Raw genomic sequence first — 16,413 nt, forward strand, 5'->3', positions numbered from 1 at the left:
AACCATGATGATCGCCCAGGAACTGCCCACCGTCATGGTGGTCGACGATGAGCCGGAGGTGCTGATGGCCGTCGCCGACGCGCTGGAGGACGAGTTCAACGTCCTGACCAGCACGTCGCCGCTGAAGGCGCGGGCCATGCTGGAGGGGGACGACATCGCCCCCCTGGTCATCATCTCCGACCAGCGCATGCCGGGCGTCGCCGGCCATGAATTCCTGCGCTGGGCGCGCGAGCTGTCGGACGCCACCCGTGTGCTGATCACCGGCTACACCGACATCGACGCCCTGGGCGCCGCCGTCAACGCCGGCCAGATTTTCGGCTACCTGCCCAAGCCGTGGACCACCGACCGGCTACGCCGCCTGATTCGCGAGGCGGCGGAGCATTGCGCCGTCCGCCGCGCCCTGGCGGAGGAGCGCCGGCTGCTGTCGCACCTGATGAACAGCGTGCCGGACCCCATTTCCTTCAAGGACAGGAACCTGCGCTACCTGCGCAGCAACGTGGCCCATGCGAAGGCCCTGGGGATGGACAATCCCGACGACCTGATCGGCCGCACGGACCAGGAGATCGGGGCCGAGGGGGCCGCACGCCGCGAGGCGGCGGATCAGGCGGCCCTGGTGGCCGGCATCACGACCACCGACATCCAGCAGGACGTGCCCGCTTTGGCGGGGACGGGGGCGGGGGCGCCGGGGCGCCGGCGGTGGTACTCGGTCGTGCGCTCCACCTTCAAGGACGGCGAGGGGGCGACCGAGGGCCTGGTCACCATCGCCCGCGACATCACCGCCGCGAAGGAGGCCGAGCAGGCCTTGAGCGAGGCGCACGCCACGCTGGAGCGCCGGGTGGCGGAGCGGACGGAGGATCTGGCGGCCACGGCCCGCGACCTGCTGGCCGCGCGCAAGGCGGCCGACATGGCCAACGAGGCCAAGTCGCGCTATCTGGCCACCGTGGCGCATGAGCTGCGCACGCCGCTGACGGGTGTCATCGGCTTTTCCGAACTGCTGCTGCGCGGCGGCGTCAGTCCGGGGGAATGGCACCGCCTGCTGACCTTGCAGGCGGAGGCGGGGCGCACCCTGCTGGGCCTGCTGGACGACATCCTGGATCTGTCCAAGATCGAGGCCGGTCGCCTGACCCTGGAAAACCTGCCCCTGGACTTCCGCACGCTGGTGGACGACTGCATCGCCCTGGTGCGGCCCTCGGCCACCGGCAAGGGCCTGGCGTTCAGCGCCGCCGTGACCAGCGCCCTGCCGGCCAAGATCATGGGCGATCCCACCCGGCTGCGCCAGGTGGTGCTGAACCTGCTGACCAACGCCGTGAAATTCACCCCGGCCGGCAGCGTCAGCCTGACGGCGGAAGTGTTGCCGCCGCCGCCCGGCCAGGGGGGCGAGCCGTCGCGCCTGCGGGTGTCCGTGACCGACACCGGCATCGGCATCCCGCCGGAGCGGCTGTCCGGCCTGTTCGAGGAATTCAGCCAGGTGGACGAGACCACGGCCCGCCGGTTCGGCGGCACGGGTCTGGGCCTGGCCATCTGCCGCCGCCTGGTGGAGCACATGGACGGGCGCATCGGCGTGGACAGCGCGTCCAGCCAGGGCAGCCGCTTCTGGTTCGAATTGCCCTTGGCCGTGCCGGCGGAAGAGGCGGCGGCGCTGCCGCCGCTCACCGACACCGCGGCCCAGGCCCCGCCGGGCCGCGCCAGGGGCGGCCGCCGCATCCTGCTGGTGGAGGATGACCGGTCCACCCAGAATCCTCGTGTCCACCATCCTGCGCGGCGTGGGACATGAGGTGGAGATCGTGGACAACGGTGCCGCCGCGGTGCGGGCGGTGGACACGGGCACCTACGATCTGGTGTTCATGGACATGCATATGCCCATCATGGGCGGGCTGGAGGCCACGACGCGGATTCGCGCCCTGCCGCGCACGCCCGACCGGCCGCTGCCGCCCCTGGTGGTGCTGACCGCCGGGGTCACGGCGGAGGAGCGGGAACGCTGCCGCGCCGTGGGCCTGGAAGTTTTCCTCAGCAAGCCCGTCGACCTGGAAATGCTGCTGCTGACCGCCGCCACGGTGGGGTTGCCGGATGGGGAAGGGGACGCCCATGGTTGAGCGGGGCTTGACCTCGGGCCCCGCCACGAAGGAAGGCGCCAGCGCCTTCCTTCTGCGTTTCGATCTGGACGGCCAGGCCTATGGCCTGCCGTTGGCCATGGTGGAGCGCGCGGTGCGGGCCGTGGCGGTGACGCCCCTGCCCGGCGCGCCGGGGCTGGTACGCGGCGTCATCAACCTGCAGGGCCAGGTGGTGCCGGTCATGGACGTGCGGCGCCGCTTCGGCCTGGACAGCCGCCCCCTGTCGCTGAGCGACCACATGATCGTGGCGCGTGGCCTGCGCCGCACCGTCGTCCTGCTGGTGGACAGCGTGGTGGGGACCGTGGCGGGCGCGCCGGTCGACTGGGTGTCGGCCCAGGGCGTGGTGCCCGGGGCGGACGACGCCATCGTCGGCGTGGTGCGGCTGTCCGACGGCCTGCTGCTGATCCACGATCTGGACCGTTTCCTGTCGGCGGCGGAGGAGGAACAGCTGGCCCATGCGCTGGCGGCCGGGAACGGCCCCGCCGGGAGCCATTCCCCAGGGGACGGCGCATCGGGGGACGGCGCATGAACCGTACCCTGCCGGACAACCTGCTGGCCGCCATGTCGGACCGGTTGAGCGCCAGCATCGGGCTGTACTTCCCGGCCGACCGCTGGACCGACATGGAACGCGGCCTGGAACGGGCGGCGGTGGAACTGGGCTATCCCAGCACCTTGGCGGCCGTGCAGCACTGGTTGACGGCGGGTGGCCCCGACCGGGTGCAGCTGGAGGCCCTGGCCGGCCAACTGACCGTGGGGGAAACCTATTTCTTCCGCGAACCCAAAAGTTTCGAGGCCCTGGGCCGCAAAATCCTGCCCGACCTGATCGCCGAGCGGCGGGCGATGGGAGCGCTGTCCTTGCGTATCTGGAGTGCCGCCTGCTGCACGGGGGAGGAGGCGTACAGCCTGGCGATGCTGCTGGACACGCTGCTGCCCGACCGGGCGGACTGGACCATCACGCTGCTGGCCACCGACGTGAACCCCCGCTTCCTGCGGCGGGCGGCGGAGGGTGTCTACGGCGAGTGGTCCTTCCGCGGCGTGGATCCCGCCATGCGGGCCCGCTACTTCACCGCCCTGCCGGGCGGGCGCCACCGCATCAGCCCGGACATCGCCCGCATGGTCACGTTCTCGTACCATAACCTGGTGGACGATCCCTACCCGGCGCTGGAAAGCAACACCAACGCCATGGATGTCATCCTGTGCCGCAACGTCCTGATGTACTTCAACGGCGAGCAGGCGAACCGGGCGGTGCGGCGGTTGGCGCGGTCGCTGGTCGATAATGGCTGGCTGCTGCCCAGTTCCGTCGATGGCGCGCCGCCCATGTTCGCCCCCCTGACCTTCGTGCCCTTCGAGGGCGCCACCGTGTACCGCAAGCTGCCGCCGCCGGCGCATGCGGCGCCCCCTGCGCCCGTCCTGCAGCATTTCCCCATCCTGGCGCTGCCCCCGGTGCCTCCGGGGCCACCGGCGCCCATGCCGGTGGCCCTGCCCGCCGCCGTCGCCAAGCCCGCCGTGCCCGGCCTCGACCATTGCCGCTCCCTCTACGACCAGGGGCGCTATGGCGAGGCGGTGGAACAGCTGGAGGCGCGGCTGGCCTTCGCGCCGGCGGATGACGCCGCCATGCTGCTGCTGGCGCGCAGCTACGCCAACCAGGGCCATCTGGCGGAGGCGGCGCACTGGTGCCAGGGGGTGCTGGACCACAACCGGGTCAGCGCCGAGGCGCACCATCTGCTGGCCATGATCCAGCAGGAGCGGGGCGACGCCGCCGCCGCGGCGGCCTCGCTGCAGCGCGCGCTGTTCCTGGCGCCGCACTCCATCGCCACGCACCTGGCCATGGCCAACCTGGCCCGCAACGAGGGCCGCATGCGCGACGCGCGCAAGCACTACCGCAACATCATGGGCCTGCTGGAAGGGCACCGGCCGGAGGAAATCCTGCCGGACCTGGAAGGCATGACGGTGGGCCGGCTGATGGACGTGGCCGCCCATGCCCACGAAGCGCTGGGCCAGGCCATGGGGGGGGAGTTCTAAGGCATGGCCACGGACCGGGGCGCCGAAGGGCGGCGCATCGACTGGGAGGACATCCACCGCCGCCTGGCCGGCTGGGCGGCGGCGCTGGAACGCGGCTGGGTCCCGGATGAGGAGACGACGCGCCGCATCCTGCATCGGCGGGGCCTGGAACTGGCCAAGCCCCCCGTGCTGGAGGATGACGGCGACATCCTGGAATACATGGAATTCACGGTGGGGCAGGAGCGGTACGGCTTCGAGACGGCGGCGGTGGCGGAGGTGCTGGCCCTCAACGGGCTGACGACCGTGCCCAAGGCGCCGTCCTTCATCGCCGGCCTGACCACCGTGCGCGGCCAGGTGCTGCCGCTGGTCCACCTGGGCCGCCTGCTGGACCTGGGCCCGGTCCCACCTTCGGAGCTGCGCCGCGTGGTCGTCCTGGGCCAGGCGCAGGCGCCCGGCCAAAGCGGGGGCGCCCTGGGTCTGCTGGTGACATCCATCGTCGGCGTCGCCCGCATCCCCCGCGCCAAGGTGCAGGCGCCGCCCAGCGTCGTCACCGGGCGCCAGCGCCATTACCTCGCCGGCGTCGTGCCGCCCCATCTCGCCCTGCTGGATGCCCAGCGTCTGCTGGCCGATCCGGGCCTCACCGTCGAGGGCAGGTCCGCCGCCCTGTCGGGCTGAGCCCTCGCCATCGTCCGTTCATCCTCAAAACAGTCCACCGTTCACGCACAGCCCCTCGGGAGCGCCGGTCATGAAGTACTCTGTCGGAATGAAAATCTGGATCTGCTTGTGCGGCGTCCTGTTCATTCTTCTCGTGGTGGCTGCCACCTCGTACGGCAACATCCGCCAGCTGACGGAAACCACAACGCTACGCTCCCATTCCTATGAGGTCCAGGCGCGGCTTCTAAGCCTGCTGGCCGCCTTGCAGGATATGGAGACGGGCCAGCGCGGCTATCTCATCACGGGTGAGGACCGGTACCTGGAACCCTATCGGCAGGGCCTGAACACCATGGAGCAGGCGTTGCAGACGGTGGCGACCCTGACCCTGGACAACCCGGTGCAGCAGCAGAACCTGGAGCGCCTGCGCCTTCCCATCAAGGAGAAGGCGGCGGAACTGAAGGAAACCATCGACCTGCGCCGCCTGCAGGGATTCGAGCCGGCGAAGGCCGTGGTGCTGAGCGACCGGGGCAAGCAGTCGATGGATGACATCCGCCGCATCGTCGCCACCATGCAGGCGGGCGAGGGCGAACTGCTGCGCGCGCGGGAGGCGGCCGCGGCGGCCAGTGCTGAAAGCACGGTGCTGGTCATCGGCGTCGGCACCCTGGTTGCGGCCGTTTTCGTCGTGGTGGCCGGCCTGTTCCTGGGCCGCAACATCGCGACCCCCCTGCGCACCATCACCACCACGGCGGAGCGCATTGGCGCCGGCGACTTGACGGTGGCGGGCGCGATCGAGGTCAGCGACCGGGCGGACGAGGTGGGCAGCCTGGGCCGCACCTTCCACGCCATGGCCGGCACCCTGCGCCAGCTGATGCGCGACCTGCGCGACGGCACCAACGTGCTGGGCACGGCGTCCAGCCAGATCGTCACCATCACCGCGCAGGTGGCGGCCAGCGCCGCCGAGACGGCGACCGCCCTGGCCCAGACCAGCGCCACGATGGAGGAGGTGAAGAAGACCTCGCAGGTGTCCAGCGAGAAGGCGCTTTACGTGTCGCAGACGGCGCAGAACACGGCCCAGATCTCCCAGAACGGCAAGCAGGCGGTGGAGCAGTCCATCGAGGGCATCACCCGGGTGCGTGAGCAGATCATGGCCATCGCCGAGGCGGTCATGCAACTGAGCGAGCAGAGCCAGGCCATCGGCGAGATCGTGGCCACGGTGAACGACCTGGCGGAGCAGTCCAACCTGCTGGCCGTCAACGCCGCCATCGAGGCGGCGCGGGCCGGTGAGCAGGGCAAGGGCTTCGTCGTGGTGGCGCAGGAGGTGCGCAGCCTGGCCGAACAGTCCAAGCAGGCCACCACCCAGGTGCGCTCCATCCTGGGCGACATCCAGAAGGCGACGGCCACGGCCGTGCTGGCCGCCGAACAGGGCAGCAAGGCGGTGGACGTCGGCGTGAAGCAGTCGGTGGCGGCGGGCGAGGCCATCGACCGCCTGGCCCAGAGCATCGCCGTGGCGACCCAGGCCGCCACCCAGATCGCCGCGTCCAACCAGCAGCAGCAGGTGGGCATCGACCAGGTGGCGCTGGCCATGGAGAACATCAAGCAGGCCAGCATGCAGAACATGAACGCCACCAAGCAGGCCGAGACCGCCGCCCAGAACCTGAACGAGCTGGGACACAAGCTGAAGACCGTCACCGGCCAGTACCAGGCCTGAGGACCGGCCCCATGAGCCAGTCGGACGATCAGCTCCTGAAAAGGCTGCTGGCCATGTTCGAGGTGGAGGCGGAGGAACACCTCTCCGCCATCGCCGCCGGACTGTTGGCGCTGGAGCAGTCGCCCCCGCGTGAACGCGCGCAGGAACTGGTGGAGACCACCTTCCGCGAGGTGCACACCCTGAAGGGCGCGGCCCGGGCGGTGAACCTGGGCGCGGTGGTGGCCGTGTGCCATGCCATGGAAAGCGTCTTCGCCGCCTTGAAGGGGGGCAAGCTGGCGTTGACGCCCGCCGGCATGGACCTGCTGCACCAGGGCTACGCCCGGGTGCGCGGCCTGCTGGACGGCAGCGTGGTGGCCGGCCCCGACCAGGTCGCCCTGGTCTCGGCCCTGGAGGGCTATGCCGAGGGGCGGGAGCCGGTGGCCAAGACCGCCGTGCCGCCCCCACCCACCAAGGCGCCGGAGCCCGCCCGGACGCCGCCGCCGGCCCCGCCGGGGGCGGAAGAGGGGGGGCCGGCCGATACCCCCGCGCTGGACGCGCCGCGCGTCGGCAGCCGGCCCACCCTGCGCATCGCCACCGCCAAGGTCGACACGCTGCTGCGCCATGCCGAGGAACTGGTGTCCGCCCGCCTGGCGGCCGGCCGCCAGGTGGCCGACCTGGGCGGCCTGGCATCGGAGGTGGCGGAGCGCGTGCGCTCCCACGAGCGTGCCCGCCGCCGGCTGGAAGAGGCGGAGGACAGCCCCGCCGCCCGCCTGCTGAAGCAGCAGGGCGACACCCTGCGCTGGCTGTCCGGCCGCATCGCCCAGCTGGCCAACGCCGGCCGCCAGGATCTGCGCATCCTGGGCAAGATGCTGGACAGCCTGCTGGATGAGGCCAAGCAGGTGCTGATGGTGCCGGTGTCCGCCCTGCTGGACCCCATGGCCCCCCTGGTGCGCGACCTCGCCCGGGCCGAGGGCAAGGAGGTGGAGCTGATCATCCGGGGCGGCGACCTGGAGATCGACCGCCGCATCCAGGAAGAGATGAAGGACGCGCTGCTGCATCTGGTGCGCAACGCCATCGCCCATGGCATCGAGACGCCGGAAACGCGCGAGGCCAAGGGCAAGGCCCCGCGCGGGACGCTGGCCATCACGGTCGCCCAGACGGAGGCGGGCCGCGCGGAAATCGCCATCGCCGACGACGGCGGTGGCTTCGACGTGACGCGCCTGCGCCATGCCGCGGCGGAACAGGGCCTGATGTCGGCGGCGGCCGCGGCGGCCCTGGACGATGACGCGGCCCGCGCCTTGGCCTTCCGGTCCGGCCTGTCGACCAGCGGCCTGCTGACCGACGTGTCCGGCCGGGGCCTGGGCCTGCCCATCGTGCAGGAGAAGGTGGAGAGGCTGGGCGGCGGCCTGGCGGTGGAATCCACCGTGGGCCTGGGCACCGTCTTCCGCATCCGCCTGCCGGTGACGCTGGCCAGCTTCCGCGGGGTGCTGGTGGAGGTGGAGGGCGCCTGCTTCATCCTGCCCACCGGCGGGGTGGAGCGGGTGGCGCGCGTGGCGCCGGCCGCCATCGCCATGGTGGAGAACCGTGAGACGGTGGTGCTGGACGGCCGCACCCTGGGCCTGGTGCGGCTGGCCGACGTCCTGGGCCTGGCGCCCACCCGGGGCAACCAGGCGCCGCCCAGCCACCACACCGTGGCGGTGTTGAGCCGGGGCGGCCAGGCCACCGCCTTCATCGTCGACCGCGTGCGCGACGAGCAGGAAGTGTTGATGAAAAGCCTGGGCCCGCAGCTGGCCCGCGCACCCTACGTCACCGGCGCCAGCGTGCTGGCCACGGGCGAGGTGGCGCTGATCCTGAACATCCCCGATCTGCTGGCCGGGGCGGCCCAGGCGCCCGCGACCGTGCGGTCGACGGTGGTCGTCTCGCGAAAAAAGTCCATATTGATTGCAGAAGACAGCATCACTGCACGTACGCTGTTCAAGAACCTGCTGGAGGCGGCGGGCTATCAGGTGCGCACCGCGGTGGACGGGGTGGACGCCTGGGCCGCCCTGACCGGTGGGGAGGAGTTCGATCTGCTGGTGTCGGATGTGGAAATGCCACGCATGGGCGGCTTCGAGTTGACCACCAAGGTGCGCGGCACCCCCAAGCTGGCCGAGCTGCCCGTGGTGCTGATCACCTCGCTGGGCTCACGCGAGGACAAGGAACGGGGAATTGATGCCGGTGCCAACGCCTACCTGGTCAAGGACAGTTTCGACCAGGGCAACCTGCTGCAAATCGTCAGTCATTTGGTCTAAGGAAAGCCTCTAATGATCCGGGTCGTTGTCGCCGAAGACTCACCCACGCTGCGTGAATACCTGGTCTCCATCCTGTCGGGCGAACCCGACATCGAGGTGGTTGCCATCGCTGTCGACGGCCTGCAGGCGGTGGAGGCGGTGGCCCGCCATCGCCCCGACGTGGTGACGATGGACATCCACATGCCGCGCCTGGGCGGCCTGGCCGCCACCCGCCGCATCATGGAAGAGACACCCTGCCCCATCGTGGTGGTCAGCAGCACCATGAGCGACCATGTGGCGGCGACCTTCCGCGCCCTGGACGCCGGCGCCGTGGCCTTCGTCCACCGCCCGGTGGGTGTGGGCCATCCCCGCCAGGCCATAGAGGCGGCGGAACTGGCGCAGACGGTGCGCCTGATGGCCGAAGTCAAGGTGGTGCGGCGCTGGGCCAACCCGTCCAAGCTGCCGCGCGAACCGGTGGCCCGCCCCATGCCGGAGGCCGCCCTGCTCGGCGGCACGCGGCCGGCCGTCGTCGCCATCGGCGCGTCCACCGGCGGCCCCGTGGCCTTGCAGGCCATCCTGGCCGGCCTGCCGGCGGATTTCCCCATCCCCCTGCTGGCGGTGCAGCACATCTCCCCCGGGTTCGTGGGCGGTTTCGCCGACTGGCTGGCCAGCGGGTCGGCCCTGCCGGTGCAGGTGGCCAAGGCGGGCGACGTGCCGCGCCCGGGGCACTTCTACCTCGCGCCCGACAACGCCCATATGGGCTTGGGACTCGATGGGACCATCCAGCTGGACCACGGCGCGCCGGAGAACAGCGCCCGGCCGGCGGTGTCGCACTTTTTCCGCTCCGTCACGCGGGTGCACGGCGCCCGCGCCGTGGGCGTGCTGCTGTCCGGCATGGGCGTGGACGGCGCCATGGAACTGCGTGAGATGCGCGACGCGGGCGCCGTCACCTTCGCGCAGGACAAGGAAAGCAGCATCGTTCATGGCATGCCCGGGGCGGCCATCGCCCTGGGTGGCGCCACCGCCGTGCTGAAGCCGGACGATATCGCCGCCCGGCTGCTCACGCTGGCGCGAAAGGCGGAGGGAAAGTAGCCATGCCCCAGGGCAAGGACGCGAAAACCATCCTCGTGGTCGATGATGAGCCCCAGGTGCTGGCGGCCATGGAAGACTTGCTGGAGGATGACTTTCGCGTCCTGCTGCAAACCTCGCCCAAGGCGGCGCTGAAGCTGCTGGAACATGAGTCCGACCTGTCGGCCATCATTTCCGACCAGCGCATGCCGGGCCTGAACGGCCATGAGTTCCTAGGCATCGCCAGCCGCCTGTCGGACGCGCCGCGCATCCTGTTCACCGGTTACTCAGACCTGGACGCCGTGGTGGCGGCGGTGAACAAGGGCCAGATCTTCGGCTACATCACCAAGCCTTGGGATCCGCAGGAACTGCGCCGGGTGGTGGACAAGGCGGTGCAGCATTGCGAGCTGCACCGCGCCTTGCTGGAGGAGCAGCGCCTGCTGCACCACCTCATGGACAGCATGCCGGACGCCATCTTCTTCAAGGATAGGCTCCACCGCTTCCAGCGTGTCAACCGCGCCGCCGCCCGGGACCTGGGCGTGGAGAGCCCCGTGGCCTGCCTGGGCAAGCGGGTGGGCGATTTCCTGGACCCGGTTCGGGCGGAGGCCGTCGAGGCGCAAGAGCGCATGGTGCTGCAGACCGGCAAGCCGGTGGTGGATCTGGTGGGACGGCTGGGGGACCGCTGGGTGTCCGCCACCGTGGCGCCGGTGGTGGATGAACAGGGCCAGGGCACCGGCCTGGTGGGCATCGCCCGCGACGTGACCGAGCGCCTGCGGCTGGAGGAGCGCATCGCCCGCCTGACCCGCGCCCAGGCGGTGCTCAGTGGCATCAACGGCCTCATCGTCCGCGTGAACGACCAGCACCAATTGTTCGCCGACGCCTGCCGCATCGCCACCGGCCAGGGCCAGTTCCACCAGGCGTGGATCGGCTTGGTGGAGGAGGGGCGGGTCATTCCCGTGGCGGCCGACGGCGTGAGCCTGGTAGCGCTGTCGCCGATGCCGGTGGATTTGGCGCCGGGACGGGCGGGGTCCCCGCTGGACGCCGTCGTCGCCTCCGCCATGCGGGATCAGGTGCCGGTGGCGGCGGTGGAATGTATCGAGGGGATGACCACCCTGGTGCTGCCCCTGGTGGTGGACCGGACCCCCGTGGGCGTCATGGCCCTGTCGGCCATGGAAACCGACCGCTTCGACGCGCAGGAGGTGGCCCTGCTGCGCGAGATGGCGGGCAACATCTCCTTCGCGCTGGACCATCTGCACAAGGCCCTGCGCCTGGATTACCTGGCGCTGTACGACGGGCTGACGGGCCTGGCGAACCGCAGCCTGTTCGCCGATCGCCTGGCGCAGCACGTGGCGCGGGCGCGCGCCAAGCGGCGGTTGATGGCCCTGGTCCTGGTCGATGTGGAACGGTTCCGCAGCATCAATGACAGCCTGGGCCTGGACATCGGGGATGAGGTGTTGCGGGAGGTGGCCCGCCGCCTGTCCGCCGCGGCCCCCCTCACCGACACGCTGGGGCGCGTCGGCGCCGACTGCTTCGGCCTGCTGGTGCCGGAGGTGAAAGGCGCGGGCGACGTGGCGCACCTGGTGCGGGAGCGGATCCTCCCCTGCTTCGACACCCTGATCCAGGCGGGCGGCGAGCAGCTGCGCCTGTCCGTCCGCGTGGGCGCGGCCCTGTTCCCGGATGACGCCGAGGACGGGGAGACGCTGTTCGCGCATGCCGAGATCGCGCTCAAGAAGGCCAAGGACACGCGTGAGCGCCTGCTGTTCTACGCCACGGGCATGAACAAGCGCCTGGCCCAGGCCCTGCGTCGCGAAACCCAGCTGCGCACCGCGCTGGAAAACCGCCAATATGTGCTGCATTACCAACCCAAGATCGACCTGCGCGACGGCCGCGTCACCGGCCTTGAGGCCCTGATCCGCTGGAACGAGCCGGGCGGCGGCATGGTGGGCCCGGCCGAGTTCATCCCCCTGGTGGAGGAGCTGGGCCTGATCCACGACATGGGCGACTGGGTCATGAGCCAGGCGGTGACGGACTTCCAATGCTGGCGGGCCCAGGGGCTGAAGCCGCCGCGCATCGCCGTCAACGTCTCCGCCCTGCAGCTGGCGCGTGATGATTTCGTGGATGGGATGAAGGCCCGGCTGGACCGGGACGAGGCGGCGCGCGACTGCCTGGATCTGGAGATCACGGAAAGCGTGCTGATGCGGGACATCCAGGCCTGCATTCCCAAGATCGCGGCCCTGCGGGGGATGGGCGTGCAGGTCTATATCGATGATTTCGGCACGGGCTATTCCTCGTTGGCCTACATCGCCCGCCTGCCGCTGACGGCGCTGAAGATCGACCGGGCCTTCGTTTCCAGCATCGACGCCACCTCGGAAGACACCACCATCGTCTCCGCCATCATCCAGCTGGCCCACAGCCTGGGCCTGAAGGTGGTGGCGGAGGGCGTGGAGACGGCGGACCAGGCCAAGCTGTTGCGCCTGCTGCGCTGCGACGAGATGCAGGGCTTCCTCATCAGCCGCCCGGTTCCGGCCATGGAGATCGAGGCCCTGCTGGCGGCTCCGAAGCTTATTTGAGGCGTTTACCGCTGGCCGCGCGGAAGGCGCCCGGCGCCATGCCCGTCCACTTGCGGAAGGCGCGGTGAAAGGCGCTGGGCTCGGCGAAGCCCAGCCGCGCCGCCAGGTCAGGGATGGGCTCGATACCGTCCGCCAGCGACGCCTCCGCCGCGCGGCGGCGCAAATCGTCCTTGATGGCCTGGAAAGGCCGCCCCTCCTGCCGCAGGCCCCGGCGTAGGGTGGCGGGGGAACAGCGCAGGCTGCGGGCCACGGCGTCGAAGTCGGGCCAGGTGGCGGGCGGTTGGCGGTCCAGCATCTGGGCCACGCGCCGGGCGTAGCTGTCCGGGTTGCGGTAGCGCACCAGGAAATTCTCCGGCGCGCGGTTCAGAAAGGTGACGGCCGTGCGCGCGTCCTGCGCCACCGGCAGGGCCAGCAGGGTGGCGTCGAACCACAGGCGGGCGGCATCCTGGCCGAAACGCAGGGTGGAGCTATAGAGCACCCTGTACTCCTCCGCATGCGGAGGCGCGGGGTGGGCGATGTCGGCGGCGGCGATGGGGATGCGCCGGCGCACCAGCCAGCACGCCAAGCCGTGCAGATAGGTCATCAGCGTCTCTTGCGCGAAGAGCGCCAAGGACCCACCGGGAGCGATGGGGCGAACCTCCAGGCAGGCCAGGCGGCCCTGGCGGCGCAAGCCTACCCGCATGCCGTCGAACACGCTGTTATAGCCTCGGCAGGCCAGGTCCAGGGCCCGCCCCAGGTCGCGGCCGCCCAGGGCCAGCAGGCAGATGACGGAGAAGGTGCCGATCTTCATGCGCCGGGGATCCAGGCCGAAGAACTCGTCATCCATCACCTGGGCCAGCAGGCGCAGCAGCGTGCCGTAGGTGGCCACCGGCACGCGGGCGCCGGTGGGGGCGCCAGTGGGGGGGATGCCATCCAGCCCGGCCTTGCGCCGCAGGGGGGTGGCGTCCAGGCCCCGTGCGGTGGCGCAGGCCAACGCCGCCTCCACGAAATAGGGGGCGACGCTGTTCTTGTCCTGGAGGATCCTGTCCACGCGACGACGTCCCGACGGAATTGACAAAAACGATCACCGAATTTGATCCGGTTGGTCATTTCGGATTGGATCGATCATGTCTAGTGTGGCCGCGACTGGCAAGTCGGCCCATGAGCCCGGCCCATAAGCGAGGAGGAAACGCACCCCATGCTGATCACCGAGGAACAGGCCATGGTGCGCGACATGGCGCGCGCCTTCGCCCGTGAACGGCTGGCGCCCGGGGCTGCGGAGCGTGACCGCACCAGCGCCTTCCCGGCCGAGGAACTGAAGGCCATGGGCGAGCTGGGCCTGATGGGCATGCTGGTGCCCGAGGAATGGGGCGGCGCCGGCACCGACATCCTGTCCTACGTCCTGGCGATCGAGGAGATCGCGGCCGGCGACGGCGCCATCTCCACCATCATGAGCGTGCACAACTCCGTCGGTTGCGCGCCCATCCTGAAGTTCGGCACCCCGGCGCAGAAGGAACGCTATCTGCGCGCCATGGCATCTGGCCGGATGCTGGGCGCCTTCTGCCTGACGGAACCGCAGGCGGGCTCCGACGCGTCCGCGCTCAAGACCCGCGCCGTGCGGGATGGCGACCATTGGGTCATCAACGGCGCCAAGCAGTTCATCACCAACGGCCAGAACGCCGGCGTGGCCCTGGTCTTCGCCGTCACCGATCCGGCCGCCGGCAAAAAGGGCATCTCCGCCTTCCTGGTGCCGACCGACACGCCGGGCTACACCGTGGCCCGGCTGGAGCACAAGCTGGGCCAGCGCTGCAGCGACACGGCGCAGATCGTGTTCGATAACGTCCGTGTGCCGCATGAGGCCATGCTGGCTGAGCCCGGGCAGGGCTATCGCATCGCCCTGGCCAACCTGGAGGGCGGGCGCATCGGCATCGCCGCCCAATCCGTCGGCATGGCGCAGGCCGCGTTCGAGGCGGCGCGGGACTACGCGCGGGAGCGCACCAGCATGGGCGTGGCCATCATCGAGCACCAGGCCGTGGCCTTCCGCCTGGCGGACATGGCAACGCGCATCGAGGCGGCGCGCCAGCTGGTGCTGCACGCCGCCAGCCTGCGCCAGGCGGGCGAGCCCTGCCTGAAAGAGGCGTCGATGGCCAAGCTGTTCGCGTCGGAAATGGCGGAGCGTGTCTGTTCCGACGCCATCCAGACCTTCGGCGGCTATGGCTATGTCGAGGATTTCCCGGTGGAGCGCATCTATCGCGATGTGCGCGTCTGCCAGATTTACGAGGGCACCAGCGACATTCAGAAGCTGGTGATTTCCCGCAACCTCTGAGGGACTTGAGCGATGAAAGTGCTGGTCGCGGTCAAGCGGGTCGTTGACTACAACGTGAAGGTACGCGTGAAGGCGGACGGCACGGGTGTGGAGACGGCCAACGTCAAGATGTCGATGAACCCGTTCGACGAGATCGCGGTTGAGGAGGCGGTTCGCCTGAAAGAGGCGGGCAAGGCCACCGAGATCGTGGTGGTGAGCGTGGGCCCGAGCCAGGCGCAAGAGACGCTGCGCACGGCGCTGGCCATGGGTGCCGATCGCGCCATCCTGGTGCAGACGGATGTGGAGACGCAGTCGCTGGGCGTGGCCAAGGCGCTGAAGGCGCTGGCCGAGAAGGAGCAGCCCGGCCTGGTGATCCTGGGCAAGCAGGCGATCGACGACGACGCCAACCAGACCGGCCAGATGCTGGCGGCGCTGCTGGGCTGGGCCCAGGGCACCTTCGCCAGCAAGGTCGTGCCGGCCGAGGGGCCAATGGGAGCCAGCGTGGCCGTGACGCGTGAGATCGACGGCGGTCTGGAGACGGTGGATCTGAAGCTGCCGGCGGTGGTGACCACCGACCTGCGCCTGAACGAGCCGCGCTACGCCTCGCTGCCCAACATCATGAAGGCCAAGAAGAAGCCGCTGGAGACGGTGGACGCCGCCGCCCTGGGCGTGGACCTGACGCCGCGGCTGAAGACGCTGAAGGTGGCGGAGCCGCCGAAGCGGGCCGGGGGTGTGAAGGTGGGCTCCGTCCAGGAGCTGGTGGCCAAGCTGAAGACCGAAGCGCGGGTGATCTGATCATGACGACTCTTGTTATCGCTGAGCCCTCGGTCGAGGGCGTGAAGGTCCCGACGCTGACCACCCTGGGTGCCGCATCCAAGCTGGGCGGCGACGTGCATGTGCTGGTCATCGGCCAAGGCGTGGGTGCCGTGGCGGACGCCACCGCCCAGGTCGCCGGTATCGCCAAGGTACTGACGGCCGACGCCGCCGAACTGGCGCACGGGCTGGCGGAGAACGTGGCGCCGCTGGTGGTGGGCCTGGTGAAGGCCGGCGGCTACAGCCATGTGCTGGCGCCCAGCACCACCTTCGGCAAGAACGTGGCGCCGCGCGTGGCGGCCCTGCTGGACGTGGCGCAGATCAGCGACATTACCGGCGTTGAGAACGCCGACACCTTCACCCGTCCCATCTACGCCGGCAACGCCATCGCCACCGTGCAGTCGTCCGACCCGGTGAAGGTGGCGACGGTGCGCGGCACGGCGTTCGAGGCGGTGGCCGCCACGGGCGGCAGCGCGGCGGTCGAGGCCGTGTCGGGTGCCTCGGACGCCGGCCTGTCCAAGTTCGTGAGCCAGGAAGTGTCCAAGTCCGAACGGCCGGAGCTGACGTCGGCCCGGGTCATCGTCTCGGGTGGTCGCGGCATGCAGTCGGGCGATAACTTCCCCCTGCTGGAGGCCCTGGCCGACAAGCTGGGGGCGGCCGTGGGCGCCAGCCGGGCCGCGGTGGACGCCGGCTTCGTGCCCAACGACTACCAGGTCGGGCAGACGGGCAAGATCGTGGCGCCGGAGCTGTACATCGCCGTGGGCATTTCGGGCGCCATCCAGCACCTGGCCGGCATGAAGGACAGCAAGGTCATCGTCGCCATCAACAAGGACGAGGAGGCGCCGATCTTCCAAATCGCCGACTACGGCCTGGTCGCCGACCTGTTCAAGGCCGTGCCGGAATTGACGGCCGAGGTCTGAGCCTTTTCAGGTTTCAAGGAATAACACCGTGAACT

13 protein-coding genes are annotated in these 16,413 nt (G+C 70.3%); 12 read left to right on the forward strand and 1 reads right to left on the reverse strand.

The features are described 5' to 3' along the window. The first annotated feature begins 4 nt into the window (after positions 1-4). From UAJ10_RS24330 to UAJ10_RS24370, 9 genes are all read left to right on the forward strand, one after another. The gene (locus tag UAJ10_RS24330) at positions 5-1,774 is read left to right on the forward strand and encodes an ATP-binding protein (RefSeq protein ID WP_322917839.1); all 1,770 of its coding nucleotides are present in this window, start codon (positions 5-7) and stop codon (positions 1,772-1,774) included. Further along, entirely contained in the window at positions 1,743-2,093 is a 351-nt protein-coding gene (locus UAJ10_RS24335) for a response regulator (protein WP_322917840.1), read from the forward strand. The genes UAJ10_RS24330 and UAJ10_RS24335 overlap by 32 nt, the downstream gene beginning before the upstream one ends. After that, complete coding sequence (locus tag UAJ10_RS24340; RefSeq protein WP_322917841.1) at positions 2,086-2,640, forward strand: chemotaxis protein CheW; 555 nt, start codon at positions 2,086-2,088, stop codon at positions 2,638-2,640. Before UAJ10_RS24335 ends, UAJ10_RS24340 begins: the two co-directional genes overlap by 8 nt. Then, positions 2,637-4,133 (forward strand): CheR family methyltransferase, encoded by a 1,497-nt coding sequence (locus tag UAJ10_RS24345; RefSeq protein ID WP_322917843.1) that lies wholly within the window; start codon positions 2,637-2,639, stop codon positions 4,131-4,133. Before UAJ10_RS24340 ends, UAJ10_RS24345 begins: the two co-directional genes overlap by 4 nt. A 3-nt stretch (positions 4,134-4,136) precedes the next feature. Next, positions 4,137-4,787: a chemotaxis protein CheW gene (locus tag UAJ10_RS24350; RefSeq protein ID WP_322917844.1), complete on the forward strand. Its 651-nt coding sequence runs from the start codon at positions 4,137-4,139 to the stop codon at positions 4,785-4,787. 70 nt (positions 4,788-4,857) lie between these two features. Further along, a complete protein-coding gene (locus UAJ10_RS24355) occupies positions 4,858-6,474 on the forward strand; it encodes a methyl-accepting chemotaxis protein (RefSeq protein ID WP_322917845.1) in 1,617 nt (538 codons plus the stop codon). 11 nt (positions 6,475-6,485) lie between these two features. Then, positions 6,486-8,744, forward strand: coding sequence for a hybrid sensor histidine kinase/response regulator (locus tag UAJ10_RS24360; RefSeq protein ID WP_322917846.1), 2,259 nt, complete (start codon positions 6,486-6,488; stop codon positions 8,742-8,744). A gap of 12 nt (positions 8,745-8,756) precedes the next feature. Then, the gene (cheB, locus tag UAJ10_RS24365; RefSeq protein ID WP_322917847.1) at positions 8,757-9,815 is read left to right on the forward strand and encodes a chemotaxis-specific protein-glutamate methyltransferase CheB; all 1,059 of its coding nucleotides are present in this window, start codon (positions 8,757-8,759) and stop codon (positions 9,813-9,815) included. A 2-nt stretch (positions 9,816-9,817) separates the two neighbouring features. Continuing rightward, on the forward strand, positions 9,818-12,361 hold the full coding sequence (locus UAJ10_RS24370; RefSeq protein WP_322917848.1) for an EAL domain-containing protein: 2,544 nt from the start codon (positions 9,818-9,820) through the stop codon (positions 12,359-12,361). On the opposite strand, the gene UAJ10_RS24375 is transcribed toward UAJ10_RS24370, so the two are convergent. Further along, positions 12,354-13,391, reverse strand: a complete 1,038-nt coding sequence (locus UAJ10_RS24375) for an AraC family transcriptional regulator (RefSeq protein WP_322917849.1) — start codon at positions 13,389-13,391, stop codon at positions 12,354-12,356. The genes UAJ10_RS24370 and UAJ10_RS24375 overlap by 8 nt on opposite strands. A 147-nt stretch (positions 13,392-13,538) precedes the next feature. On the opposite strand from UAJ10_RS24375, the gene UAJ10_RS24380 reads away from it, so the two are divergent. From UAJ10_RS24380 to UAJ10_RS24390, 3 genes are read left to right on the forward strand one after another with little or no spacing between them, the layout of a single operon-like run. Continuing rightward, positions 13,539-14,666, forward strand: coding sequence for an acyl-CoA dehydrogenase (locus UAJ10_RS24380; RefSeq protein ID WP_322917850.1), 1,128 nt, complete (start codon positions 13,539-13,541; stop codon positions 14,664-14,666). A gap of 12 nt (positions 14,667-14,678) precedes the next feature. Then, entirely contained in the window at positions 14,679-15,440 is a 762-nt protein-coding gene (locus tag UAJ10_RS24385) for an electron transfer flavoprotein subunit beta/FixA family protein (RefSeq protein ID WP_322917851.1), read from the forward strand. A gap of 2 nt (positions 15,441-15,442) precedes the next feature. After that, on the forward strand, positions 15,443-16,378 hold the full coding sequence (locus tag UAJ10_RS24390) for an electron transfer flavoprotein subunit alpha/FixB family protein (RefSeq protein ID WP_322917852.1): 936 nt from the start codon (positions 15,443-15,445) through the stop codon (positions 16,376-16,378). The last annotated feature ends 35 nt before the right edge of the window (positions 16,379-16,413 follow it).

It is taken from the genome of Nitrospirillum guaranorum, from assembly GCF_034653275.1.
Taxonomy (GTDB): domain Bacteria; phylum Pseudomonadota; class Alphaproteobacteria; order Azospirillales; family Azospirillaceae; genus Nitrospirillum.

What these genes read in the sequence shown, in the direction of transcription:
- UAJ10_RS24370 (WP_322917848.1), top strand. Translation starts at nt 9,818, where the DNA reads ATGCCCCAGGGCAAGGACGCGAAAACCATCCTCGTGGTCGATGATGAG.
- UAJ10_RS24360 (WP_322917846.1), top strand. Translation starts at nt 6,486, where the DNA reads ATGAGCCAGTCGGACGATCAGCTCCTGAAAAGGCTGCTGGCCATGTTC.
- cheB (WP_322917847.1), top strand. Translation starts at nt 8,757, where the DNA reads ATGATCCGGGTCGTTGTCGCCGAAGACTCACCCACGCTGCGTGAATAC.
- UAJ10_RS24340 (WP_322917841.1), top strand. Translation starts at nt 2,086, where the DNA reads ATGGTTGAGCGGGGCTTGACCTCGGGCCCCGCCACGAAGGAAGGCGCC.
- UAJ10_RS24385 (WP_322917851.1), top strand. Translation starts at nt 14,679, where the DNA reads ATGAAAGTGCTGGTCGCGGTCAAGCGGGTCGTTGACTACAACGTGAAG.
- UAJ10_RS24390 (WP_322917852.1), top strand. Translation starts at nt 15,443, where the DNA reads ATGACGACTCTTGTTATCGCTGAGCCCTCGGTCGAGGGCGTGAAGGTC.
- UAJ10_RS24355 (WP_322917845.1), top strand. Translation starts at nt 4,858, where the DNA reads ATGAAGTACTCTGTCGGAATGAAAATCTGGATCTGCTTGTGCGGCGTC.
- UAJ10_RS24350 (WP_322917844.1), top strand. Translation starts at nt 4,137, where the DNA reads ATGGCCACGGACCGGGGCGCCGAAGGGCGGCGCATCGACTGGGAGGAC.
- UAJ10_RS24345 (WP_322917843.1), top strand. Translation starts at nt 2,637, where the DNA reads ATGAACCGTACCCTGCCGGACAACCTGCTGGCCGCCATGTCGGACCGG.
- UAJ10_RS24380 (WP_322917850.1), top strand. Translation starts at nt 13,539, where the DNA reads ATGCTGATCACCGAGGAACAGGCCATGGTGCGCGACATGGCGCGCGCC.
- UAJ10_RS24330 (WP_322917839.1), top strand. Translation starts at nt 5, where the DNA reads ATGATGATCGCCCAGGAACTGCCCACCGTCATGGTGGTCGACGATGAG.